The following is a 24,062-nucleotide window of genomic DNA, read 5'->3' as shown; positions in this document are numbered from 1 at the left end:
GGGGGCGAAGGATCTCAGCAATGACAGATCGATCGACGTGTGTGTACACGGCAGCATTAGTTAAGCAGGGAATAGCTGCCGTGAAGACAAATTAAACGCACCTAGACGAGTGGATGGGCGGCCAGTTCTCAAATCATCCCTCTCGCGGAGCGTGCCGCCAGCAGCAACCCCTCATCCCCCATCGCGAAGCGGATTATCCAAAAAGGGGAACAGATCATCGAAGTTCTCCCTCATCCCTTCCCTCACCCAATCCCCAACCTCTGCGTCGCCTGTCCATCCGCCGCTCCATAATCTGACCTCGAATCGACTGCCCCATGACTCAACGGCAATCGGATCGTAAATCGGCTACCCTGACCCTCTTGAGACTCAACCTCGATCGTGCCAAAGTGCAGTTCTGCCAGTCTGCGAGTGAGAGCCAACCCCAACCCCGTGCCTTCGTGTCTGCGCGAAACGGAGCCATCTACCTGCTGAAAAGGCTGAAACAACAAATGCTGCTTGTCTTGAGGAATGCCGATCCCCTTGTCCCAGACGACGATCTGCATATCACCTGCCTGCACTTCGACATCCAGCCCGATCTGCCCGCCTTCTTCAGAAAACTTGATCGCATTAGACAACAAGTTGAGCAACATCTGACGCACTCTCAACTCATCGGCCATCAAAGGCGGCAAATTTAATTGGATCGAGTGATGCACTTCTAGTTTGCGGCTGCGGGCCTGTTCGCTGACCAGTCCTAGCGTGTCTTCACAAAGTTCGTTGAGGGCGATCGGCACAATTTCTAGCCGCATCTGACCCGCTTCGACCTTGGAGAGATCCAGCACATCGTTGATCAATCCGAGGAGGTGTTGACCGCTCTGATTGATTTGCTGAATGTAAATTTCTTGTTTGGGATTGAGAGAGCCAAAAATCTGTTGCCGCAAAATCGACGAAAAGCCCAAAATTGCCGTCAGTGGCGTTCGCAACTCATGGGACATGTTGGCCAAAAATTCAGACTTGAGGCGGCTGGCTCGCTCTAGCTCTAGGTTTTTGGCGGCGAGTTCGGCTTCGATTTGTTTTTGCTGAGTGATGTCTCGTGTGATAAAGGAAACGGCTGTCGTGTTGTCTCGCTCATCACAGATGGGGCCAACCGACACCAGCGCCGAAAAGCGTTCCCCATTGCGACGACTGCACAACACCTCACCGCTCCACCCGCCCGCGATCGCCTGCTGAATCAACCACTGAGTTTGCCGCCGCTCTGGATAAAACACGCCCGAATTTTTGCCCAACAACTCGCCTAACTGCCAGCTAAAGATGCGACTGGCCGCAGGGTTGGCGTAGAGAACTTGACCGTCTAAATCGGTGATCACCGCGCTATCGTAGGCAGATTCTACGGCTCTAGAAAACATTTGCAGTTGTTTTTCGATCCGCTTGCGCTCGGTGACATCTCGCCCAATGCCAATGCCGCCAATCAGTTCACCAGTGCGGTGCAACAGTCGCCCATTCACTTCTAAATAAATCTCGGCCCCGACTCGCGGCTGAAGGACAAACTCAAAGTCTCTGAGTTCGCCTGTGGTCATCAGGTTGCCGAAAGCTTTGGCAGTTTTTTCGCGAAACGGAGGTGAAACAAACTCTAAGTAAGGGCAGCCTACAACGTCTCGGTCTTCACAGCCTAATAGTTTTTTCCCATAGGAATTCATGTAAGTGAGCCTACCCAACAGATCCACGGTATACACCATGTCATTTGCGGCTTCTACATAGGCTCGAAACAGTTCTTCTGATTGTCCGAGACTGAGTTCGATCGCACCCATCCGCAGAAAGGGATCGTCGGAATTGGAGTTCAACATTTTATGAGGGTAACCAGGTTCTGAGTTCGGCAGCGCTGGCGCGAAATTTACCTTACGTGGACAGCAGAAACACGACGGAGGGCAAGAGGGATTCAAACTTTCAGGGGTCGCGGGTCAGCTTAGAGATTTGGTAGAAGAAGAGATTTGGTAGAAGAATGGCTTCAAGTCCCTTAATCTCACCAGTCAAATCTACCCATTATGCTTAGATGCAGTTAGTTAGATGCAATTAGTTAGATGCAATTAGTTAACAGTGTCTATCAGGTTTCCACTTAGGCTAACAGGGTTTATACGGATCATCCCCTTGTGGATTTAATAAATTTAGCAAAGAGGATTCCGTATTTCTACAAGGTGTACTGGTGAAATGGCTGAGAATCTTGCGTCTATGAATACTTTATAAGCAAATCAAAAGATTATTCTGTGTAAACGCGATAAGTATAAATTCGGGAGTTGCCAAGATTGCGGATGCTGAGATGAAGAATCGCTGGTTGGGCAAAGACGATCACGCTTCCCCGGAGACGATCGCGTAGGATAATGCCTTTAGCTCATTTGGGAGAACGATCGATGTCAGTAGGTCGATTTGAGTGTCGCATTCCAGCCAGCCAGACCGAAGTCAATCAGCTTGGACAAATTCTGGCTCAGTGCTTTAACGCGCCCCCTGCTGATGAATCGGTCTACATGAGTCGCGTGGGCATCCAGAATATTCGGGTGTTGTGCGATCAGGATCGGGTGATCGGCGGTTTGGGACTGCTAGAAATGGGCCAATGGTATGGATCACGGGTGCCAATGGTGGGGATCGGCGGCGTGGGAATTTTGCCAGAATATCGGGGTCAAGGCGGTGCGATCGCTCTAATGCAAACCGTCTTGCAAGAACTTCACACTAGAGAAATCCCACTTTCAGTCCTGTATTCTGCGGCCCAACCGCTCTATCGCAAAGCAGGCTACGAACAAGCAGGCACTCTCTGCATTTGGAGCGTTTTGACGAGCGAACTTGAGATGAGAGCGGATCGTTTGCCGATCGAACGGGTTTCGCTCAATGTCGAGGAGTTTGCCACACTTTATCAACAGCAAGCCTCGCAAACAAATGGGTTCCTCGATCGCAATCCGTTTATCTGGCAGGGACTCCTAAACGCTGACAAAGGAATGCCACCCCATGCTTATCGGATCGGCACTGCCACCCAGCCAGAAGGGTATGTGATTTTTGAGCATCAGAACGAGGGCGACTATAGCCAGATTGTGATTCGAGATTGGGTGTTGTTGACTCCGGCGGCAGTGAGAAAGTTTTGGGCGTTTTGGGCGGTTCATCGATCGCAGGTCGATCGCATTCAATGGCGCAGTTCTGCGATCGAGGCGTTGTCTCTCGTGTTGCCAGAGCAAAAAAATGTCGAGATCAAAACCCACAGTCGCTGGATGTTGCGAATTGTCCATGTGCAAAAAGCGCTAGAACAACGCGGCTATTCCCCAGCCGTTTCGGCAGAGTTACACCTTGAGATTCGAGACGGTCTGTTTCCAGCAAATGCGGGCAAATTTATTCTTACAGTAGAGAAGGGGCAAGCAACCGTCACAAAGGGAGGGCGAGGCGACCTACAACTGGATGTCAGCAGCCTGTCACCGCTCTACACGGGATTGTTTTCGCCCGCTCAATTGCAGTGGTGCGATCGTTTGACGGGTTCGGATGCTGCGCTGGCGATCGCCACTCAACTTTTTGCGGGGTCGCCTCCCTGGATGCCTGATGCTTTCTAAACTGATGTGAATTCGATGGGAGGTTTTCGCTTCGTTGATCGCGTCTTCTGCCCCCCAAGCTGCCAATTTGGGGACTTTTAGATAAGACTCCGGTTCAAAGTCCCTCACTCGTGGGGGATCTAGGGGGCGAAGTCACTTGGCAATAAACGATCCTATTTAATTCGCGATCCTAAGTTGGGGGCTGAAGATCAAAACCTGCATGATGAGCAACTTCCTCCGCAACAGTCTCAATTGTTTTACCCTCTGTGTGGAGATGAGTCGAAAACCTCTCATCTGACAGCGATGCCAAGCGGCGCAAGAGTTGACTCCATCACCCCGCCGACGTAGCCGACGTAACCCTGAGACCGTAAACTCACGCCACACTGAATGATTCCGAAAGTCTTTAGGGCTTTCTCACTTCGACTACAAACTAGCACTGATCTGATAGACAGCACTTCAACAGCCTTTACATCATGAGTACTCTAGAAACCAATCATTTATCCCGATCGCTTCTCAGCCGCTATCCTGAATGTAGGCAAATTGTCAAAGCTGATATCAGTATGGTTGGATCGATCGAGCAAATTAGACAAACCCTCGCGACTTTAGACAAAAAAATTGAAGTGATCGGGGACGAGTTTTACAGCACTTACTCTGGCTATTTGACAGCCCTGGGACAAGTCGTACAGCAGCAGTTAATTTTGTCGGGCTACCACGTTTGCACCGAAGGCTACCCAGAAGCGTTTCTCAAACTGTCGCTCAGTCAACGCCAACAGCTTCAGCAAGCCTTAAAAGCTCTAGCCAAACGAGGCCAGACCGGATTGATTGCCTGCTTAAAACCGATCGCCCGTGAAGTCAATTCCGAGCCTCCAGCAGATACGCCTCCAGACACGTCAGACTTTTCTCAGGAAGTGATGAACCTTCCTAGTGACGCAGAAAATGCTTTAGAACTGTTGCTCAATGCGGCAAGGGCCAAACGCAACGCTCAAAAATCGCCCCCCACAACGCCCCTAGAAATTCTCGTACAGTGGCAAGAAAATCTAGAGCGCGCGATCGCTCAACAGCTACAAACCCTCTCGCGTGACACCAATCGTCTGCTACAACAGTCCGACATCTTACCCAAACACCTTCCCGAACCCGTCCTGGAAGCGGCAGCCAAGGCAGAAGGCGACCCCGTAGCGGGCACTCCCAATCTGTTGAATCTCTTGATTGAAGCCAGCGAAAAGTCTTCCAATTCTGACGAGAAAAAAGAACTCAGTGGTGCAATCCTTCACGTCGTCGCCGTTCAGCTTCGTCTCACCGAGCTTGAATTCAACGACCCAACCATCATGACCTGGCGCAACAAATTGAGAGATCTCAAAAAGCGGCTTCAAGTGTTGGCAAAAGAGTATCAAAAAAAGCAAACAGAACGAGCGATCGCCGAAGCCCAAGTCATGTGGCGCTCAACCTGGTCAAACGACGAATAATTTTGAGCCTTAACCGACGAACTAAAATTTCATCCCTCCTCGCGAAGCGGATTACCCCCAAAGGGGAAACAGATCATCGAAGTTCTCCCTCATCCCTTCCAAAATTCTCTGTCCTAAAGAACTATCCAAAATCTAGACATCTTGCCTATGCTGGAAAAGGACAGCGACAGGAAAGCAGAATGGTGGCCAGTCAGAGGATTAAAATTGCCGTTATCGGAGACATTCATGACCTTTGGGATCACGAAGACGAAGCGGCACTTAAAGCGTTAGACGTTGACTTAGTGTTGCTGGTAGGTGACTTTGGCAACGAATCTGTCGAAGTTGTTAGGGCAATCTCTCAACTTAGCCTTCCCAAAGCGGCAATTTTGGGCAATCACGATGCCTGGTACAACGCGACTGATTGGGGAATTAAGCAGTGTCCTTATGATCGCCGTCGAGAAGACCGCCTTCAGCAACAGCTTGACTTATTGGGCGACAGTCATGTGGGATATGGCAAGCTTGACTTTCCTAAACTGGGCGTGAGCGTGGTGGGCAGCCGTCCGTTTAGCTGGGGTGGCTCGACCTGGAAGAATGATAAGTTTTATCGCGATCGCTGTGGAGTCAATAGTTTTGAGGAATCCGTCGATCGCATTACTGCGGCCGCTGATAGCACGAATCACGAAATCGTCATTTTTATCGGTCACAACGGCCCAACCGGATTAGGCAATCTGCCCGAAGACCCCTGCGGCAAAGACTGGCAACCGATCGGCGGCGATCATGGCGATCCTGATTTTGAGCAGGCGATCGCTCAGGTTCATCAATCTGGCAAAACGATTCCTCTGGTTGCTTTTGGTCACATGCACCATACGCTACGCCACACAAAACAACAACTGCGCCGATCGATTCACACGACCGCCCAAGGAACGGTTTATCTAAACGCAGCGAGAGTGCCGAGAATTGTGCAAAATCAGGGCGATCGCTTGCGGAATTTCTCTCTGGTGACGCTCGAATCGGGGGTCGTCTCCCAGGCTTCGCTGATTTGGATGGATCAAAACTTCAACGTCAATTCGGAAACGATTCTCTACAGCGCTCAGAGGAATGTGCAGACAATGGCGGAATCGATCGCTTAGGAATGAGAATTAAATAACTTCGACAATTGTAGAGTCTCGGATCGCCCTCCTCACGAAGTGGGCGAAGCCCTCGCCAACCCTTCTCCCCAGGGAGAAGCTACCGTGTACACACAAGTCGCTCGCTGCTTCGTTTCAGTCGGCTTCAGCCCCCTAAATCCCCCAAATTTGGGGGACTTTGAAACCTGGAAATTGCTTTCAATTGAGGAAGCCTTCTCGTTCAAAGTCCCCCAGAATGGGGGATTTAGGGGGCGAACCCTAGATGAGCCGAACCGAGAAGAATTTGTGTGTACACAGTAGCCAGGGAGAAGGGGGCTAGAATCTGGTTCCCTCTCCTTGGGGAGAGGGCTAGGGTGAGGGTGAAATTTCGGAGTTATTTAATCCACGATCGCTTAGATAGAATTCGCCTTTTGTTTAACGTGAATTCGATGAAATCTTTGGCTGCGGTTGTCAATCTAGAAAAGCAAGCTAAATCCTTCACCCGTGAGGGACTTTGCACCGCAAATCCAGTCTAAAAGTCCCCGAAATTTGGGATTGGAGGACAGAAGCGCTGCACACCGAAGCGAAAAAACTTCATTGAACGGACATTCGGTTAGTCGTCGTCTCCCTTCAACAGGTCGATCACCTCGTCGATCGTTTTTCCCAAAATCCGCGCCAGAGGCGAAAGTTGAGAACTCTCTACTTCGACACCGTTGTAAAGGTTTCGCAATTCTTCGCGAGAGAGTCGGTAAGAATCGCAAAACTTGGCAAATTCTTCAGCAGTGAGGTCAAGTTCGGACTGCCGCTCTCTAAGCAACAGGGCGATCAATGCCGTCCCGCGAGGAGATCTGCTGGCTTTATTGAGATAGTGCTGCATCAGGTCGTCTACGCTGTCTGTGCTGCCGCCTTCTCGCGCAATCAGGTCATAACACGCCAGCATTAGAGCTTTTTGGAGCCTTTCGGCATGGTTGAGCGTGGTGATCGTTTCTTTAGCGGCTTTTAAGTGACAAAACCCCACGATCGCGCCTTCATGAGAGATAGGAACGTAGGTGTCTTGAGCGTCAAACTGCCAGGATTGAGAAGGCGATTGCGAATGAGGGATGATTCAGTAGATGGAGGGGGTCAAAATTCCTCATCTCAGTCTGGACAAATTTACATCACATCAAACAAAACGGTCGTCATATAGCGCTCGGCCCAGGCTTCACCAAAGGCTTTTTCTAACACGCGACGGGTTTTGTCATTTTCCTGCTGACGACCGCAATAGTAGCGCTGCCCTGCCAAAATTTCGGCGGCGGTTTCGGGAGTAGAGGGAGTGGCGATCGCGCGTTGACAGTGCAATTCTAAATACGCCTCAACTCGTGATAGAAATAGCGCTTCTTCTTGAGCATCGCCAGGGCGCACAAACAGACAAAACGGAGAAAAAATCTCGCCCCATTCTGGCAAGTCACGCGGCTGAGAAAAACTAGCCGACGGCAGCGCTTCTAACCCCAAACGGTATGCTTCAGGAAGCTGGCGTTCTGAATTGGTAGGAGATAGATCCACGATCGCTGCACTGATTTGCCCCCGGCCGCCCACCAGATCGCAGCCAAACATCGGTAGGGCATAGTCCGATCGGGGAAACATAACACAATGTAGGATATCCAGCATCGTTCCCACTCTAGCCAGTTCGAGGTGGAGTTTGCGAAACTGCGGCGTTTGATAACAGCGGTTTTCAATGATCAGCTTTTCGCCTTCCATGCGCCCTTCTACGTAGCCCAGATCGTCAGGCAGGTGGTAGGGTGAAAGCGCCAAATGACGGTGCCAGACGGCTTCGATCGTGTCTGCTAAATTGCGAATCAGGGGATGTTGTTGTTCGCGCAGAGAGGGGGTGGAGAGAGGAGACATATTCAAAAAGCGGTTGCTGATTGCTCATTTAGGATATCAGGTCAGCGATCGCCCAAACGGATCAACACTTTAAAACTTGACGGTAAAACTTGACGGTAAAACTGGGTGCTATGGCTGGACAAATTCTGGGTGATCACTACGAAGTGGAGCGAGAACTTGGAAAACAAGAAGGACGCTGGACGCTGTTGGCGCGTGACTTGAATACACAGGAGCAAGTGGTAATCAAGCTGTTGTGTGTGGATGAAACGCTGCGATCGGACGATCTGAAACTATTTGAGCGCGAGGCAGAAACGCTAAAGGCTTTGACGCATCCCTGCGTGCCTCAATATTTGGGCTATTTTGAACACCGTTTGCCGATCGGAAAAGCCCTGGCCCTCGTGCAAACCTATGTGCCCGGAAGGTCGCTAGAAGCCTGTCTCAAAATTGGGCGCACCTTCACCGAGGCGGAAGCCAAACAGATCGCAAAATCGCTGCTCTACATTCTGATTTATCTACACGGACGCAAGCCGCCCACGATTCATCGCGACATCAAGCCGAGCAATATTGTGTTAGCCGATCGCCGCACGCATCTGGTCAACTTTGGGTCGGTCAAAATGCTGTTGAGTCAAGAGGGCAACGCCTTCACTGCCGTCTCGACCCACGAATACACCCCACCCGAACAGTTTGGTGGCAGGGTTTTGACGGTTTCTGACCTCTACAGTCTGGGGGTGACGCTGATCGCGATCATTACCGGACGATCGCCCAAGCACCTACCCCGCAAAGGAACCAAACTAGACTTTGAGCAAGTCGTGGATCTCAGCCCTGCCTTTTCAAATTGGTTAAGCTGGATGACAGAAGCGAATCTCGATCGTCGCCTCAAATCCGCCAAAGAAGCACTGCAATCGCTAGAGGCAGGAGGTTGACGAAAAAGCAGGAGGAAAAAGTCGTTGTTGGATGATACACAGCCAGTTTTGGAAGGGAACGATCGCTACGAGATTCGACAATCCCTCGGCAAAAAGTCGGGGCGACAAACCTGGCTGGCGTGGGATCGGCAGACTCAAGAACGGGTCGTGATTAAGCTGCTGAGTTTTAGCCATGACTTTGAATGGGATGACTTAAAACTGTTTGAGCGAGAAGCGGCGACGCTGCAAGCCCTGGATCACCCCGCCATTCCTCGATATCTGGACTTTTTTGAATTTGATCAAGGTGACCGAAAGGGCTTTGCGCTGGTGCAAACCTACATTGAGGCAGAGTCTCTAGAACAGCATCTCAGAGCGGGACGATCGTTTACCGAAGCGGAAGTCGAACAGTTAGCCAGAGAACTATTAGAGATTTTGCGCTATCTGCACGATCGCCAGCCGCCTGTGATTCATCGTGACATCAAGCCGAGTAATGTGCTGTTGACCAATCGATCGGGCAACCGTCCTGGTCAGGTGCATCTCGTAGATTTTGGCTCGGTGCAGACGTTGGCAGCTAAGGAAGGGGGCACGATTACCGTCGTCGGGACTTATGGCTACATGCCGCCTGAGCAGTTTGGCGGACGGGCGACTTCAGCTTCTGACTTGTACAGTTTGGGCGCGACACTAATTTATCTGACCACGGGGCAACATCCCGCCGATCTGCCTCAAGAAGATTTGAGAATTCAGTTTGAGCATCTAGTTAATCTCAGTCCCAGTTTTGCCCATTGGCTGAGATGGCTGACCGAGCCGAGTCTCAACAAGCGTCCCACTTCTGTCCAGCAGGCCCTTCAGGGATTAGATGATCGCCAAATTCAAGAAGCACATTCTACTGTCATTGAGAAGCCCGTCGATCGACCGAGCCACAGCAACATTGTAGTGACTCACACAATTAACACTTTAGAAGTTTCTCTTCCCATTAATCGGCTGATTCTTGAGAAGTTTGCGTCGTTTACGCCGATTGTGCTTTTGACATCGGGGATGTTGATCTCATTATTTGCATCAGCGGTGTTCACTTCGGGGTTTGCGTCAATACCGATTTTGGGAATGCTTTTATTTCTGGTTTCGGGAGCGGGAGGAATTGCAAGTCTGCTGATTTTGTTTGCAGGGCGGGCAACGCTGACGATCGACCCCCTAAATGTCAGGCTAATTCGCAGGATCTTCCGCTTCAAATACGGACTGCCTTTTTGGGCACGTCGCCGCTACATTTGGAAGCTGGTGCTGGTCGATCGTGGACATCGTTTGCACCTGTGGATTGGGACTCAGAAGTGCGAATTTGTGGGGACTTTAGACGAAATGAGTTGGCTGGCGTATGAATTGAGTGACTGGTTGAGACTGCCGATCGAGCGAGAATAATACAATGCCAGTTCGATGAATTTTTCCGCTTCGTTGCTGAGGGATTCGCCCCCTAAATCCCCCATTCTGAGGGACTTTGAATCAGCATAATTTCTTTGAACTCTGGAACTTTTTCTTTGTCAAAGTCCCCCAATTTGGGGGATTTAGGGGGCTGAAGCCGATCGAAACGAAGCGAGTCCCTCTCATCGAACTCCTAAGAAAACGCAGGTTTCTTTCGCTCTTCCCGCAGGTGCGCCTTCGTTGGAGACTAACGTTAATACAGAGGCGCAGATTACCGGGTGAAAGGAATCAGTCAAGCCGACAGGCTGTCTGATTGATGTAGATCAAATGGGGTTCATGCCACAACGATCTCGGACATGAGTTGGAAGTTGAGCGGCAATGAGTTGCTGTGAGTAAGGATGCTGGAGTTTGGTAAAGTCTGAGGAATTGATGGATTCCACAACTGCGCCCTTGTACATGACTGCAACACGATCGGCCAGATAAGCCACGGCCGCAAGATCGTGAGTAATGAACAAGTAAGATAAATGAAATTGCTGCTTCAGATTCAATAGTAACGCTAAGATTTGGGCTTGAGTCGTCACGTCTAGACTAGAAACAGGTTCATCGAGAACAATGAGTTTTGGCTTGAGTGCGATCGCTCGTGCAATGGTAACGCGCTGCAACTGTCCGCCGCTAAACTGATGCGGAAATTTATCAGCATCCGCCGCCGTTAGACCTACCGTTTCTAAAAGCTGAATCGTTTGATCAGTTGTTTCTGCTGCTGTAATTTTCAGATAGTTTCGCAATGGTTCACTGATAATTGCTTTGACCTTAAAGCGAGGATTGACCGCGCCAAAACTGTCTTGAAACACAACCTGCATGTCTCGTCTGAGCGATCGCAATTCCCGCGTTCTTAGCTGACTGAGTTCTTGATCCAGAAAATAAGTTTTGCCGCGATCGGGCTGTTCTAGACCCAAAACAATTCGCCCTAATGTACTTTTCCCGGCTCCGCTTTCGCCAACGACTCCTAGACAACTTCCAGATTCAAGCTCGATCGACACATCTTGCACAGCGGGAATGCACTGTGTTTCACCACTCCAACCCAGTCGAAGAGAGTAGCTTTTAGAGACATTTTGCACAGATAGTAAGCTCATTGTCTTTCTCCGATGCGATTGATCAAACGGGAGTCTAACAGCGATCGCGTATATGAATGCTGCGGATGGTCAAACAACTGCTCTACACTCGTTTGCTCAACAAATTTACCGTTCCACATGACTGCAACATCATCCGCCATTTGAGCAATCACCCCTAAATCGTGAGTGACTAACAAGACTGCACAATTAGTCTGCTGCTGAAGTTGTTTGATCAGGTTTAGAATTTGCATTTGTGTAATCACATCTAGAGCGGTTGTTGGTTCATCCGCAATTAGCACTTGTGGCCGCAAGGAGCGCGCGATCGCAATCATGACTCGTTGTAGCATTCCGCCACTCAGTTGAAATGGGTATTGGCGCAGGATGCGTTCGGGTTCAGTGAGTCCGACAGCTATGAGATGTTCGATCGCAATCGAGTGAGCGTCCGCGTGGGAAAGCGATCGGTGAGCGTGTAGTGTTTCAACAAATTGTCTTTGAATCGGCGCGATCGGGTTAAAGAAACTTGCCGGATTTTGCAGCACAATACCGATCTTTTGTCCGCGAATTTTCCGCAGTTCTGCCGTTTCTAGCCCAATTAATTCTTGTCCTAAAAGCTGAATGCTCCCTTGAATCGTTGCACCTTGCAATAGACCAAGAATCGATAAACAAGTTGCACTTTTACCGCTACCACTTTCGCCAATAATGCCTAAAACTTTGCCAGGTTGTAGCTGAAAGTTGACATTGTGAACAATAGAACGCCCTGAAAATGCAACCTTTAATTGATCAACCGTTAAAACCGCGTTAGACATGTTCTAGTTTCGTCTTTAAAGTTTCAGATTGCCGCTCCATCCGGGGGTCAAGCACATCGCGCAGCACATCCCCAACGAGATTAAATGCCAGAGTTGTGAGAAAAATCATTAGACCAGGATAAAGCATGAGTTCTGGTTGACGACGAAAATACTCGCGCCCATCATTGATCATTGCTCCCCATTCTGGCGTAGGGGGCTGAATCCCAAGTCCCAAAAACGATAGTCCTGCAATGTGTAAAACAATATGACTAACATCGAGTGTTGTCAGTACCGTTAGCTCGATGAGCGTGTATGGCAAAATGTGCCGGAGCATAATTGGAATGGCACCCGTACCAGAAACGATCACCGCCTGGACAAAGTTACTTTCTTTGACGCTCAAAACCCGACTGCGAACAATCCGCGCATAGCCCGCCCAGTGAGTTGCGACTAAGGCAAGAATGAGATTATTAATGCCGCCGCCGAGTGTGCCGACGATCGCAAGAGACAAAATCAGCGAAGGAAATGCGAGAAACACATCACACACCCGCATAAGCCAATTATCGACTCTGCCGCCTACATAGCCTGCAACTAGCCCGACGAGTAGACTGATCGAAGTCGTAAACATGACGACGATCAGAGAAATTGACAGTGAGGCTTGCCCTCCATAGATTAGACGGGAGAGAACACAGCGACCGAGATGATCTGTCCCCAGTGGAAAAATAGCACCAGGCGGCTGAAGCTTTTTCATCAAATCAACCGCTAAAGGATCGTGCGGGGCAATCTGCGGCGCAAACAGTGAGAGAAGCAGCACGATCGCAATTAAGCTGAGACTAAACCAGGCTAGCCTACGATCGAGCAATTTTTGCAAAATGGTCATGACTATAGTTCCTGTTTACCAAAACGAATGCGCGGATCAAAATAGCTATAAGTCAAATCAACCATGAAGTTAACTCCAACAAACAGCACTGCGGTCAGACAGACATAGCACTGAATCATTGGATAGTCACGATTGAGAATTGATTGCACTGCAAATCGTCCGAGTCCAGGTAGCGCGAATACATTCTCTACGACGACCGTTCCCGCTAAGAGGTGAGCAAAACTTAAGCCAAACACCGTAACGACTGGCAAGAGTGCATTCTTTAACCCATATTGCAGCACTACCAGTCGCTCTGACAGTCCTCTTGCCCTTGCGTACAGGACATAGTTTTGATTTAGACTTTCGAGCATCCTGCCGCGCAGCAATCTTGCATAAACTGCCGCAGGTGCAAACGCTAAAGTAACTGATGGTAAAACCCAATCCAGGATCGAGCCGCGACTTGTAATCGAAAACCAGCCGAGCTTGAAACTAAATACATACAGCAGCAAAAATCCCAGCCAAAAACTCGGCATCGATACGCCAGTGTAAGCAAATAGCCGACTCACCTGATCAAAAACAGTATCTCGATACAAAGCAGCTAAAATCCCCATTGGCAAACTTACTACAAAAATCAGCACCGTTGTACAGAGCATCAGCATCAACGTTGTCGGAATGTAGTTTATGACTTCTTGTAAAACTGGCTTGCCTGTCACGAACGATCGCCCAAAGTCCAATCTTAAAACGTGCCAAAGCCAGTCTAGATACTGAATCAAAAGTGGACGATTTAGACCGAGCTTTTCTCGCATGTCTGCGATCGCTTCTGGGGTCGTCGGAGTGTCGGCGGCTCGAAGCACAACAACAGCAGGATTGCTGGGCATGAGTTGAAGTAAGAGAAATGCCACGATCGAGATTCCTATCAGAACTGGAATCAATTGCAGGCTACGCCTAAAAACATAGTGGTTGGTTAGTTTCACAGGATTAGAAAGAGGTTAAGACTTGCTGAGTTTGCTAATGGGGACTTGATAAGCTTGGGGCATAAATTCAAATCCAGAGAGGTTTTTGTGCAATACGGCAACATTCGTAGAGTAAGAAATCGGCAGATAAACGGCTTGTTCATGCAGCGTCGTGAGAATGTCTCGATAGAGCTGTTGGCGCTTTTCTTTCTGAGTTGTTGTCAATACTTCGCCAATCTTACGATCGATCTCTGCTTTCATCGGCAGACCCTGTTGTGCAGCATAGTCGGCATGACTTGGAACACGCATCGATGACACCATTGCTTGAGGTTCATAAGGCGGGCCCCAAGTCTCATTCACAATCAAATGAAACTCACCGCTTGCTTGCCGCTCTCTCCAGGCTTGCCTTTCCTCACCCAGTAGCTTCACCTCGATTCCCACGGTTTTCAAATCAGCTTGAATGGCTTCTGCGACCGCGCGATCAACCTTGTTGTCCCCCCCAAACGATAAGTCAAGTGTCAGTGGCTGACCGTTTTTCTGGCGGATCGCTTGTCCTGCGGGTTGCTGCCATCCAGCCTGATCGAGTAGCGCTTTGGCGCGATCGACATCATAGGAATAAGGTTGTAACTCAACATTGGCATAAGGCACTTCTTTTGAAAAATAGGTATCTGCTTTTTGCTCTGTGTTGTAAAAGATGGCTGTTACGATCGTATCTTTATTAACACTATGCTGAATGGCCTGCCGCACTTTGAGGTCTTTGGTTGCGCCGCGATTGGTGTTGATTGCCAAGGCTCTCGTGTTCAAAGGGGGAGAGACTTCTGCAATGTATTGACCAGAATCACGCAGTTGCCGAAATGAGTCGAGGCTAATTTCATCGCTGCCATAGATCAGATCGACTTCGTTTTTCTCAAATGCTAAAACTCGTGTCTCGCTATCTGGAATGATTTTGACGGTAACTTGTTCGAGTGCTGGTTTTTGACCCCAGTAGTTTTCATTGCGCTTAAAAACGGCGTAAGTATCTTTCCGATAGTCAGAAAGCACCCAGGCTCCAGTCCCAATTGGCGCTCTAATTCCTTGAGCAGTGGTTCCGCTGTCTGGAAACGCTTTGGGCGACAGAAAGCGCACAGGGCGAACTAATGTGAGTTCTCAACAGGTACGGTTTCTTATCGGTTAAATGTGGCAGTTGAACAGGCTGAAAGCTTTCGTGATTTTGTTGACAGCGATCGCATCTTTCTTGCACCCAGTCTCGCCTGGAAAATTAGCCCCCGCACAATGCTGTCGTTTGAAGGATCATTTATCAAAGATGAGCGACCGATCGATCGGGGACTTGTTGCATTAGGTAGAGGTGTGCCTGATGTCCCGATTAGCCGCTATCTCGGCCCCGGAAGCAAACCAAATGAGTTTGATGAAAAACGAGCCTACTTATCTCTCGATCATCAGTTTAGCGATCGCTTATCTTTTCGCAGTACTTTACGCATCACAAGCAGCCAGGAACTCCGCCCTCTAACGGTTCAAGCAGGCAATCTCCGCCCAGACAATCGGACTGTCCCACTCAATACAAGTACCATTGATCAGCTATTTGATACTTACACCTGGCGAAATGATCTAATTAGCAAGTTTAATACTGGCCCGATCAGACATACACTTTTAGCAGGAATTGAGCTGACAAAAATTTCTGGCTGGTTCAATAACAACTTCACCGGAACAGCTACCCCAATTGATTTGTTTAACCCAAACTATAACAGTGTTGTCATCTCACCCTTGCGTCGTCGCCCAGAACTGGATGTCAACAGTGATGTTAAAACATTGGGCATCTATCTACAAAATCAGATTGATCTACTAGATAACCTCAAGCTTGTTTTAGGTGGACGGTTTGATACTTATGATCAAGAAGAAATCCGTCCTGGCGCTCCAGCTTTGAGTATTCAGCAGACTGGAAATGCTTTTTCTCCAAATGCTGGACTGGTATATCAACCGAGCAAAACGCTTGCTTTCTATGCAAATTATGCACGATCGTTTCAGCCGCAAATTGGGCGAGATCTCGATCGAGAAACCTTCAAGCCCGAACGGGGAACACAATACGAAATTGGGGTCAAAGCTGATTTGATTCCCAATCGACTGTCTGCCACACTCGCAGGCTACAAAATTACAAAAACGAATGTATTGACCTCTGACCCAAGAGATCAAAATTTCTCAATTCAAGTGGGAGAACAACGCAGCCAAGGCATCGAACTGGATATCGTCGGGGAAGTTTTACCTGGCTGGAACGTGATTGCTTCTTATGCTTACACGGATGCTGAAATTGCTCAAGATAATCGCTTCGCCGCAGGCAATCAGCTTGTGAACATTCCTTACAACACTGCCAGCTTGTGGACGACTTACACACTGCAATCAGGCAGGCTCAAAGGGTTAGGCTTTGGAGCAGGTGTGTTTTTTGTAGATGGGCGATCGGGCGACTTAGCAAACAGTTTTGAAGTTCCAAGCTATGCGCGGGTCGATGCGGGCATTTTCTACAACACGGGTAAGGTTCGAGCAGGACTCAACTTTAAGAATCTGTTTGACACGGTTTATTTTGCGGGTACACAAAGCCGTTCAAGTATCATTCCTGGGATTCCTTTTACCGTTCAAGGCAGCTTGTCTGTTCAATTCTAAGTTTGCGATGCAGGCGATTCCTTCTGAGGAACGAACTTAGTAACAGCGTTGCTGATTGGCTGGATTTGTGGAAGGTGTCCATCTTTTCGCCCCCTAAATCTCTCAATTTTTGGGGACTCTAAACATTGGCTTTCCCTCTGCTTTGGGCAATTCATCCCCTGATTCAGCAACGCCCGAAAGATTTCATCGAATTCACGTTGGCTTAGATGGAGACGACTGTCAGGGAGCATGTCACTTTTGCAAAAGGATAGGCAATTCGCGAAAACAGGGAAGTTGATTTACAAGCAAGCCCATGACTCCGGGACAAGAACAAGCCTTACAAAAACATGTTCAAGCCATTGCTGAGATTCTGTCCGAAGATACCCCATCGGAACAACTGAAAACGTTAGGCGGGATTGAGCAAGCTGTGCGCGAACAGATGCAAAAACATGTCATGCCAGAAGAGGGAATTTTTTTATCAACACGACGACCAGAAGGACTCCAGGACGTTCTCGCACGGTTAAAAGTATCCTTGGAGAACTCAGACTGAGCCGTAGGCAAGCGGAACAGCTAGGGGTTGCCTCGCACCAGCGATTGAGTCCCTATCTGGAGATGCGCTGTTTACGGGTGAGTGCCAATGTTTCGTACCAGCACACCGAACAAAATATCGAACTGTTCACGGGGATTCGAGTCCCCGCCAAAACGCAGCAACGCCTGGTGCATCGCCCAAGCTTTGAGTTGCCGCAGGCTGAACAAATGATTGAGGAGTTGAGTGCCGATGTCGGTAAGATTCGGGTCAGAACTCCTATCGGAGAGGAATGTCGCTGGTTGGACTACGAAAGTGTGCGCCTGCATGAGTTTGCAACGGGTGCTTGTTTTCAAGACAATCAGCAGCTAGTTAATTGGGTTCACCAGCAACCCTTGAATTCGCCATTGACTTGTTTGGGGGGATGGGCATGATGGCATCTGGAACTTGATCAAGCCGATGGCTCCTGACAGTCAGCGACGAGAGATTCTCGATGTGATGGAGAATCTAGAGAAAGTAGGGGGTTCAAGGCGGCGCTTAGAGACCGCAAGGGCTTTACTTTGGAAAGGCAATGTCAAGACCACCTTGGGTCTATTTGAATACTGTCACTGCAAGCAAGCAGCGAACTTCTGCGCCTATCTGCGTAAACACCACCACCGGATTGTGAACTATGAGGACTACCAGAGTGAGCAGATTTGTTCAATTGGCTCAGGAGCGGTTGAATCAGCCGTCAAGCAGATCAATCGGCGTACTAAACTCTCTGGGGCACAGTGGAACTCAGAGCATGTCCCGCAAGTGTTGGCTCACCGCTGTGCTTATCTCAATAACTTATTAACTGTCTAAATTATTCTGCCTGCAAAACTGACATGCTCCCTTACTAAGACGACCCAACAAAAATAACCCCCAGAGATAGATTCTCCAGGGGGTAAAGTGCTAAAAACTTCAGGCACTTTTAGCAGGTGACGACCTTTAGCCGCGTACTGCCACTTCTACCAGGGCTGATTTTAGCGTCGCCGCCTTGTCGGTCTGCTCCCAGGGAAGCTCTAGATCGGTACGCCCAAAGTGACCATAAGCCGCAACTTCTTGATAGAAGCGACCACCTCGCTCTCCAGGCAACCCACGCAGATTAAAAGCCTGGATAATGCCAGCCGGCCGCAGCTCAAAATGCTCATTGACCAACGCCAAAAGCTGATCTTCGCTGACCTTGCCCGTGCCAAAGGTTTCGATCATGATGCTCACCGGACGAGCCACCCCGATCGCATAGCTTAATTGCACTTCGCACTTGTCAGCCAGCCCTGCCGCCACAATGTTTTTAGCCACATAGCGAGCCGCATACGCCGCACTGCGATCGACCTTGGTGGGATCTTTGCCCGAAAATGCACCGCCACCGTGACGAGAATAACCGCCGTAGGTATCGACGATAATCTTGCGTCCGGTCAAACCTGAATCGCCCTGCGGCCCGCCGATCACAAACTTGCCCGTTGGATTCACCAAAAAGCGCGTGTTTGCGTCAGGCTGCACTTCGATGTCGCTAAAAATGGGCTGTACAACCAGCGTCCATAAGTCTTCTTTGATCTTGGACTGCACGCCCGCTTCGTCGGAAATGTCTCCGATCGCTGCCGTGTGTTGCGTTGAGATCAAGATTGTGTCGATGCCGACGGGTCGATCGTTTTCATACAGCACCGTCACCTGCGTTTTGCCATCGGGACGCAAGTAAGACAGTTGACCCGTTTTGCGGACGGCTGCCAGTTTGCGAGAGATGCGGTGAGCGAGGCTAATGGGCAAGGGCATCAGTTCGGGCGTTTCATTACACGCAAAACCAAACATAATTCCCTGATCGCCTGCGCCAGTAGAATCTAGAACTTCCTGGCTCGATTCTTCGCGAGTTTCTTGGGCAGTGTTGACCCCTTGAGCGATGTCGGCGGATTGTTCATCCAGCGCGATCAGCACGGCGCAACTGTTGGCAGAAAACCCATTTTCTGCGCCCGTATAACCAATTTCAGCGATCTTTTGGCGGGCTAATTCGATGTAGTTGACTTGAGCGCTGGAGGTAATCTCACCCGTAATGAGAACCAACCCAGTGTTGACAACGACTTCGGCAGCCACGCGGCTTTTGGGATCTTGAGCGAGCAGCGCATCCAAAATGGTGTCAGAGATCTGATCACAGATTTTATCTGGATGGCCCTCGGTAACAGATTCAGAGGTGAAATAGTATCGACGTGACAAGGATTTCTCCTATTTTTAACTAGGGTGAATTAGCTCGATAGCTTGCGGAAATTATATCACTCAGCTTTGGAGAGAATTGGCTTCGCTATTTTGCTGCTTGGGGTATGGTTTCGCCATCATTTTTGATAGATTGATCACCCCTGGTTGCTCAAATAGCCATCAGAAAAAGTGATAGAAAAGTGCCGCAAATCTGAAGTTTCAGACTGTCACACTCGTCGATCGCTTTCGTGGTCGCATCCTAGCAATTTCACCGAGACTGTTCACCTTTGCTTTTCTTAATCTTCATCCAATCTTTGAACTGGGTCAAAATTTTGTATGAGGTTTTAATCAAATCAGCGCCAATCAGTTTTCTACCATGTACTGTCTCAACCCTTTTCGTCAGACTCCTCAAAATTTAGACGTTGAAATTTGTGGGTGTGGATTTAAGTTACGATTGGGCGATCGCTATTAATCCGTTCGTCCGATTGTCCAAGGCGGGTTTGGCAGAACGTTTTTGGCCATCAGTGGATCAGTTTCTATTATTTCTGACTTTCTAGCCAACTGATCAAGTCTTCAATCGACCCAAAATCCAGCAGGTCTTCGCCAAGGGAGTCGAGTTGAGCGATTGACAAGGACATCATGCGCTCAATGACCCCATTGGGAACAGCGCCGACTTTTCGACTTAACTGACGGATGATTAGCGATCGATGTTGTTCCAAAGCTAGCTGCGCTGCCTCTTTTCGTCCTTCTTCTCGTCCTTCTTCTCGTCCTTCTTCTCGTCCTTCTTTTCGTCCTTCTTTTCGTCCCTGCGCGTACCCAATCCGCTCAACACTTGTGATGTATGGCATGTGGCGTTCCTCCTCGTAGGCTTTTAGCTCCGTCCAAAATTCTGCTTCCAGATGTTTGGGCAACACCAACACCCAATCCAGAAAGTTGAACAGATGCATGATCTGCTCTTGATTATACCCCGCCTCGTAAAGCTGCCGGACTAATCGCATCTTCCACATCTTTCGGGTCGTGCTATTCCTTTTCGTCTCTTGGAGCTTTAAGTGGGCCTTAACCACAATGGCGAAGGGATTCCGGCTCGCATCTAGTTCTGCTATGCGGTCACGGTAGTCCAGCAGCTTCACCACACTGAACTCAAAGTTTAAGGTCGTTCCAGGCAGGGAGAAGCCATACTGTTGCGGTCGCCAAGTCGGGCTGGCATCACATAGAATTGCCACACTGACCGCAGGTTGGTGGAAATAGTCAAAAATCCGCAAGGAATATACAAAGATGCGCTCTGCAAATCGCTGTTCTGGTGCGGCCTGCACTTCCACATGAATCAACAGCACCAACGCTTTGCCCCGCTTCAGCTTTACCCGGACTAGTTGGTCAGCAAAACGTCTACCAACCTTGGCATCGGGGGCAATTTTGACAAACTCTTTGTCGAGAAATTCTGGCGGTTGCGTCCAGTCTATTAACCTGGCAATTTCAGGAAAGAAGAACGCTAGTGCATCTTGAAAATATTGCTGTAAAATCCGCTTCCAGGGTGAATCCTGGTCAGCACGAGAGGTTGGCTGTTTAGCCATTGTTATGAGTTCAACGCTATGAGTTCAACAATTTTTAAGTCGTACGATCGTACCACAGCCACCTTGTTCTCAAATCAGCGTGTTCTTTGTTGAGCTAAGTGAGGGTGGAGTCTTTCACAGAAGAACTAAACGCACGAGTCACGTAATCCTTCGCGCCTCTTCCAGATTTGCTGCAATCCTGTAGAAATAATTCGGCTCAAACTTCATCGACTCTTTGAATTTCTCCCAAATCTTTTGTGAGAAGCTTTAGTCAAATTAGTGCGAACTGGGTTTCTGCCATGAGTTACTGTCTCAATCCGTTTTGTCAGGCTCCGCAAAATTTGGAGGTTGAAACTTGTGTTTGTGGTTTCGAGTTACGGCTAAACGATCGCTATCGTGCCGTTCGTCTAATTGGGCAGGGTGGGTTTGGCAGAACGTTTTTGGCGATCGACGAGTCGCAGTCCGAGAAACCACCCTGTGTGGTCAAGCAGTTTGCGCCTCAGAGTCAGGCAAGTTTGGCACAGGCGGCGGCACTCTTTGAGCAAGAAGCGTTGAGACTCAAAGAGTTAGGTGAACATCCTCAAATTCCGGCACTGCTAAATCACTGTCAGCAAGCGGGCTACCAGTATTTGGTGCAAGAATTTATTGACGGGCAGAACTTGGCCCAGGAATTGCACGATCGCGGCACATTCACTCAGACAGAAATCGAGAAACTGTTGTTCAGCATTTTGCCTGTGCTGCAATTTATTCACGATCGCGGCGTAATTCATCGAGACATTAAGCCAGAGAATATTATTCGTCGCTGCGCCGATGAACAATGGGTGCTGGTAGATTTTGGGGCGGCGAAACAGGCAACCGGAACGGCTTTATTGAAAACGGGAACGACGATCGGCAGTGCGGAATTTATCGCCCCAGAGCAAGCCAGGGGAAAAGCGACCTTTGCCAGCGATTTGTATAGTCTGGGAGTGACGTGCATTCATTTGCTGACGCAGGTTTCGCCGTTTGATCTGATTGATGGCAGCAATCAGTGGGTTTGGCGCGACTGGCTCAAGGAGAATACTGTTTCTGAAGAATTGGGTTATTTGCTCGACAAGATGGTTGCAGTTCCAAATCAGCGTTTTCAATCTGCTGCTGAAGTGCTGGCGTTCCTCAAAGATCCTCAACTTCCAAAACCTGAAGCTTCTGTTGTAGAGAAGATTTCAGACGGACGATCGCTCCGCAAACAATTCGTTTTTGCTGGTATCGCTACTTTTGCATTAGGGACGATCGTCGCTGCAATTTCAATCTCCCATTCTATTAATTCTGTTGACCAAGCTGCCAAAGCAAAGCAGGCACAGGCAAAGTACTATGTTGAAATCCTAACAAGAACCCAGGAAGAATACTTTTACCAGCACGGCGAGTTTGATAACAGTCCTAAGTATATAGGAGAAATAAAAATTGTTGATTTTGCCTACACCTACCTCAACTTTCGTCTATTTAAAACGCTTGATGGTTATCCTGCGTTTCAACAAACTGCGCTCCCGTATGGAGACGGGCTAAAGGCATATATCCAGATAACGGTAGCTGTGACAGAACAACATTCCACAGTTGGCAACTTTGGGAGTATACGGTGTGAAAGCAAGCAACCCAATTTCGGATCTCGAACAGTACCTGAGCCTCCTGAGTTAAGAGGCAATACTGAAAAAAGCTTTCAATGTCCTGCTGGATATTCAAGACTGTCTTGGAATGATTGGAATAAGTAGCGGGAAGAAGTGACCGACGGGCCCCTGACCTTTACCAATGTTGAGTGAGTATTTCAGCGCGTGCGTCACATAATCTTTTGCCGATCGCACCGCCTCAAGTCCTACTTTTCCTAAAGCTAGATTGGCCGCGATCGCCGCTGCTAGTGTGCATCCAGTACCATGTGTGTTCTTAGTGTCTACCAGTTCGGTTGTCAAAGTTTTTAGGCGATCGCCATCGAACCACACATCCACGCCACACAGGTCGCCCTTCATGCCGCCACCTTTAACTAGAACCGCCTTTGCTCCCAGTTGATAGATGCACTGTGCTGCTGTCTGCATGTCTTCTAGCGTGACAATCTCCAGACCACTGAGAATCTGAGCCTCGTAGCGGTTGGGCGTGACAATGACGGCCTGCGGAATCAGTTGGGAACGGAGGGTGGCGATCGCTCCATCATCAATCAGTTGCGCCCCAGTGCGAGACACCATCACCGGATCAACCACCAGATTTTGAATCTTGAAAATGCCAATCTGCTGAGAAACCGCTGCAATGATTTCTTGATTGAGCAGCATTCCGGTCTTTGCGGCTTGCACTCCGATATCTTGCACCACCGCTTCGATCTGAGCGACCACAGACTCGACAGGCAGCGCATCCACGCGAGTCACCCCGATCGTATTTTGAGCTGTCACACAGGTCAGCGCACTGGTGCCATGCACTTGATGAAAGGCGAACGTCCGTAAATCTGCCTGAATGCCTGCCCCACCGCCGCTATCTGAGCCAGCGATCGTCAGCGCGATCGGCACCTCAATCGAATTCGTCGTCATACACCGCCAAAAGGAAACTACTCACATAGTAGAAGAACTGCCCCTTACTTTGTGGGCATTGAGCTATCTCGCTGGCGCGTTTTCTTGCGGTAGACTTCTTCTCCGGCGTAGCAAATCGATAGAGAACTCGCACCTACAACCATCCGGGCTGAGTACAACAAATGGTCTAAATCGTCTGTGAGGCGATCGACGATCCAGGGTTCTGGACAATGAATAGAAAGCCGATTTCCTCGACTGAGTTTTAGCGAACACAGCCCCAATGTTTTGGTAAACAACTGACGCAAACGCTTGAGGCGATGCTGTTGGAGTAGACGTTGATCCTGATGAGTGAGTTTGACCGACATAGAGAGCAACCCAAATAAGCAATGTCAAGATTGAACCGGATTACGTAGACAATCCATACTGTAGAATCCAGGATGTTTGGGAAATCCCTTAAGAATAAATTATGTAATTCTACTTAGATGCATCAGTAATTTTACAGATGAGACAATGACGAATGACATAGAAGTAATTGCTTTTCCAACTCAATTCTGACCCTACGAAGGATGGCGCGATCGCTCCTTTTTTGTCCTAATTAATCAGAGCTAAAACAAGACGAGATGCATATGGTTAAATACTCAAGTCAAATATTCGACCTGT

At 49.1% G+C, this 24,062-nt stretch carries 17 protein-coding genes and 3 pseudogenes; 8 read left to right on the top strand and 12 right to left on the bottom strand.

What is annotated here, in order from left to right:
- Window positions 1-242: 242 nt before the first annotated feature.
- Complete coding sequence (locus ACJ2PR_RS15710) at window positions 243-1,820, bottom strand: PAS domain-containing sensor histidine kinase (RefSeq protein ID WP_446860593.1); 1,578 nt, start codon at window positions 1,818-1,820, stop codon at window positions 243-245.
- Between the two features lie 561 nt (window positions 1,821-2,381).
- On the opposite strand from ACJ2PR_RS15710, the gene ACJ2PR_RS15705 reads away from it, so the two are divergent.
- From ACJ2PR_RS15705 to ACJ2PR_RS15695, 3 genes are all read left to right on the top strand, one after another.
- A complete protein-coding gene (locus ACJ2PR_RS15705; RefSeq protein WP_446877685.1) occupies window positions 2,382-3,560 on the top strand; it encodes a GNAT family N-acetyltransferase in 1,179 nt (392 codons plus the stop codon).
- Window positions 3,561-4,012: 452 nt separating this feature from the next.
- Complete coding sequence (locus ACJ2PR_RS15700) at window positions 4,013-5,002, top strand: hypothetical protein (protein ID WP_446877684.1); 990 nt, start codon at window positions 4,013-4,015, stop codon at window positions 5,000-5,002.
- A 179-nt stretch (window positions 5,003-5,181) separates the two neighbouring features.
- Window positions 5,182-6,111, top strand: a complete 930-nt coding sequence (locus ACJ2PR_RS15695) for a TIGR04168 family protein (protein ID WP_446877683.1) — start codon at window positions 5,182-5,184, stop codon at window positions 6,109-6,111.
- A 589-nt stretch (window positions 6,112-6,700) separates the two neighbouring features.
- Here ACJ2PR_RS15695 and ACJ2PR_RS15690 read toward each other — a convergent pair.
- Both ACJ2PR_RS15690 and ACJ2PR_RS15685 read right to left on the bottom strand, forming a co-directional pair.
- A complete protein-coding gene (locus tag ACJ2PR_RS15690) occupies window positions 6,701-7,105 on the bottom strand; it encodes a hypothetical protein (protein ID WP_446877682.1) in 405 nt (134 codons plus the stop codon).
- A gap of 134 nt (window positions 7,106-7,239) precedes the next feature.
- Entirely contained in the window at window positions 7,240-7,971 is a 732-nt protein-coding gene (locus tag ACJ2PR_RS15685; protein WP_446877681.1) for a phycocyanobilin:ferredoxin oxidoreductase, read from the bottom strand.
- A 110-nt stretch (window positions 7,972-8,081) separates the two neighbouring features.
- On the opposite strand from ACJ2PR_RS15685, the gene ACJ2PR_RS15680 reads away from it, so the two are divergent.
- Both ACJ2PR_RS15680 and ACJ2PR_RS15675 read left to right on the top strand, forming a co-directional pair.
- Window positions 8,082-8,873 (top strand): serine/threonine protein kinase, encoded by a 792-nt coding sequence (locus tag ACJ2PR_RS15680; protein ID WP_446860599.1) that lies wholly within the window; start codon window positions 8,082-8,084, stop codon window positions 8,871-8,873.
- A gap of 24 nt (window positions 8,874-8,897) precedes the next feature.
- Window positions 8,898-10,262: a protein kinase domain-containing protein gene (locus ACJ2PR_RS15675; RefSeq protein ID WP_446877680.1), complete on the top strand. Its 1,365-nt coding sequence runs from the start codon at window positions 8,898-8,900 to the stop codon at window positions 10,260-10,262.
- 323 nt (window positions 10,263-10,585) lie between these two features.
- Here ACJ2PR_RS15675 and ACJ2PR_RS15670 read toward each other — a convergent pair whose 3' ends face one another.
- From ACJ2PR_RS15670 to nikA, 5 genes and pseudogenes are all read right to left on the bottom strand, one after another.
- Window positions 10,586-11,395: an ATP-binding cassette domain-containing protein gene (locus tag ACJ2PR_RS15670; RefSeq protein ID WP_446877679.1), complete on the bottom strand. Its 810-nt coding sequence runs from the start codon at window positions 11,393-11,395 to the stop codon at window positions 10,586-10,588.
- Window positions 11,392-12,180, bottom strand: coding sequence for an ABC transporter ATP-binding protein (locus ACJ2PR_RS15665; protein ID WP_446877678.1), 789 nt, complete (start codon window positions 12,178-12,180; stop codon window positions 11,392-11,394). The genes ACJ2PR_RS15670 and ACJ2PR_RS15665 overlap by 4 nt, the downstream gene beginning before the upstream one ends.
- Window positions 12,173-13,036, bottom strand: a complete 864-nt coding sequence (gene nikC / locus ACJ2PR_RS15660; RefSeq protein WP_446877677.1) for a nickel transporter permease — start codon at window positions 13,034-13,036, stop codon at window positions 12,173-12,175. Before nikC ends, ACJ2PR_RS15665 begins: the two co-directional genes overlap by 8 nt.
- Window positions 13,037-13,038: 2 nt before the next feature.
- Window positions 13,039-13,989, bottom strand: a complete 951-nt coding sequence (gene nikB, locus ACJ2PR_RS15655; RefSeq protein WP_446877676.1) for a nickel ABC transporter permease — start codon at window positions 13,987-13,989, stop codon at window positions 13,039-13,041.
- Window positions 13,990-14,004: 15 nt separating this feature from the next.
- Window positions 14,005-15,102: pseudogene (gene nikA, locus ACJ2PR_RS15650) on the bottom strand (nickel ABC transporter substrate-binding protein); the annotation flags it as partial.
- A 30-nt stretch (window positions 15,103-15,132) separates the two neighbouring features.
- Here nikA and ACJ2PR_RS15645 point away from each other — a divergent pair.
- Both ACJ2PR_RS15645 and ACJ2PR_RS15640 read left to right on the top strand, forming a co-directional pair.
- Window positions 15,133-16,620: pseudogene (locus tag ACJ2PR_RS15645) on the top strand (TonB-dependent siderophore receptor); the annotation flags it as partial.
- Window positions 16,621-16,912: 292 nt separating this feature from the next.
- Window positions 16,913-17,968: pseudogene (locus ACJ2PR_RS15640) on the top strand (ISKra4 family transposase).
- Between the two features lie 126 nt (window positions 17,969-18,094).
- On the opposite strand, the gene metK reads toward ACJ2PR_RS15640, so the two are convergent.
- Both metK and ACJ2PR_RS15630 read right to left on the bottom strand, forming a co-directional pair.
- Window positions 18,095-19,351: a methionine adenosyltransferase gene (gene metK, locus ACJ2PR_RS15635; RefSeq protein ID WP_446877675.1), complete on the bottom strand. Its 1,257-nt coding sequence runs from the start codon at window positions 19,349-19,351 to the stop codon at window positions 18,095-18,097.
- Between the two features lie 518 nt (window positions 19,352-19,869).
- On the bottom strand, window positions 19,870-20,901 hold the full coding sequence (locus tag ACJ2PR_RS15630) for a DUF4351 domain-containing protein (RefSeq protein ID WP_446877674.1): 1,032 nt from the start codon (window positions 20,899-20,901) through the stop codon (window positions 19,870-19,872).
- A gap of 278 nt (window positions 20,902-21,179) precedes the next feature.
- Here ACJ2PR_RS15630 and ACJ2PR_RS15625 point away from each other — a divergent pair, with 278 nt between their 5' ends.
- The gene (locus tag ACJ2PR_RS15625; RefSeq protein WP_446877673.1) at window positions 21,180-22,622 is read left to right on the top strand and encodes a protein kinase domain-containing protein; all 1,443 of its coding nucleotides are present in this window, start codon (window positions 21,180-21,182) and stop codon (window positions 22,620-22,622) included.
- Here ACJ2PR_RS15625 and thiD read toward each other — a convergent pair.
- Entirely contained in the window at window positions 22,590-23,423 is an 834-nt protein-coding gene (gene thiD, locus ACJ2PR_RS15620; RefSeq protein WP_446877672.1) for a bifunctional hydroxymethylpyrimidine kinase/phosphomethylpyrimidine kinase, read from the bottom strand. The genes ACJ2PR_RS15625 and thiD overlap by 33 nt on opposite strands.
- A 44-nt stretch (window positions 23,424-23,467) precedes the next feature.
- Entirely contained in the window at window positions 23,468-23,767 is a 300-nt protein-coding gene (locus ACJ2PR_RS15615; protein WP_446861130.1) for a hypothetical protein, read from the bottom strand.
- Between the last annotated feature and the right edge of the window lie 295 nt (window positions 23,768-24,062).

The sequence above is a fragment of the Phormidesmis sp. 146-33 genome (assembly GCF_052939515.1).
Note: the sequence above shows the minus strand (reverse complement) of the source record. Positions and strands in the feature narration are given on the sequence as shown.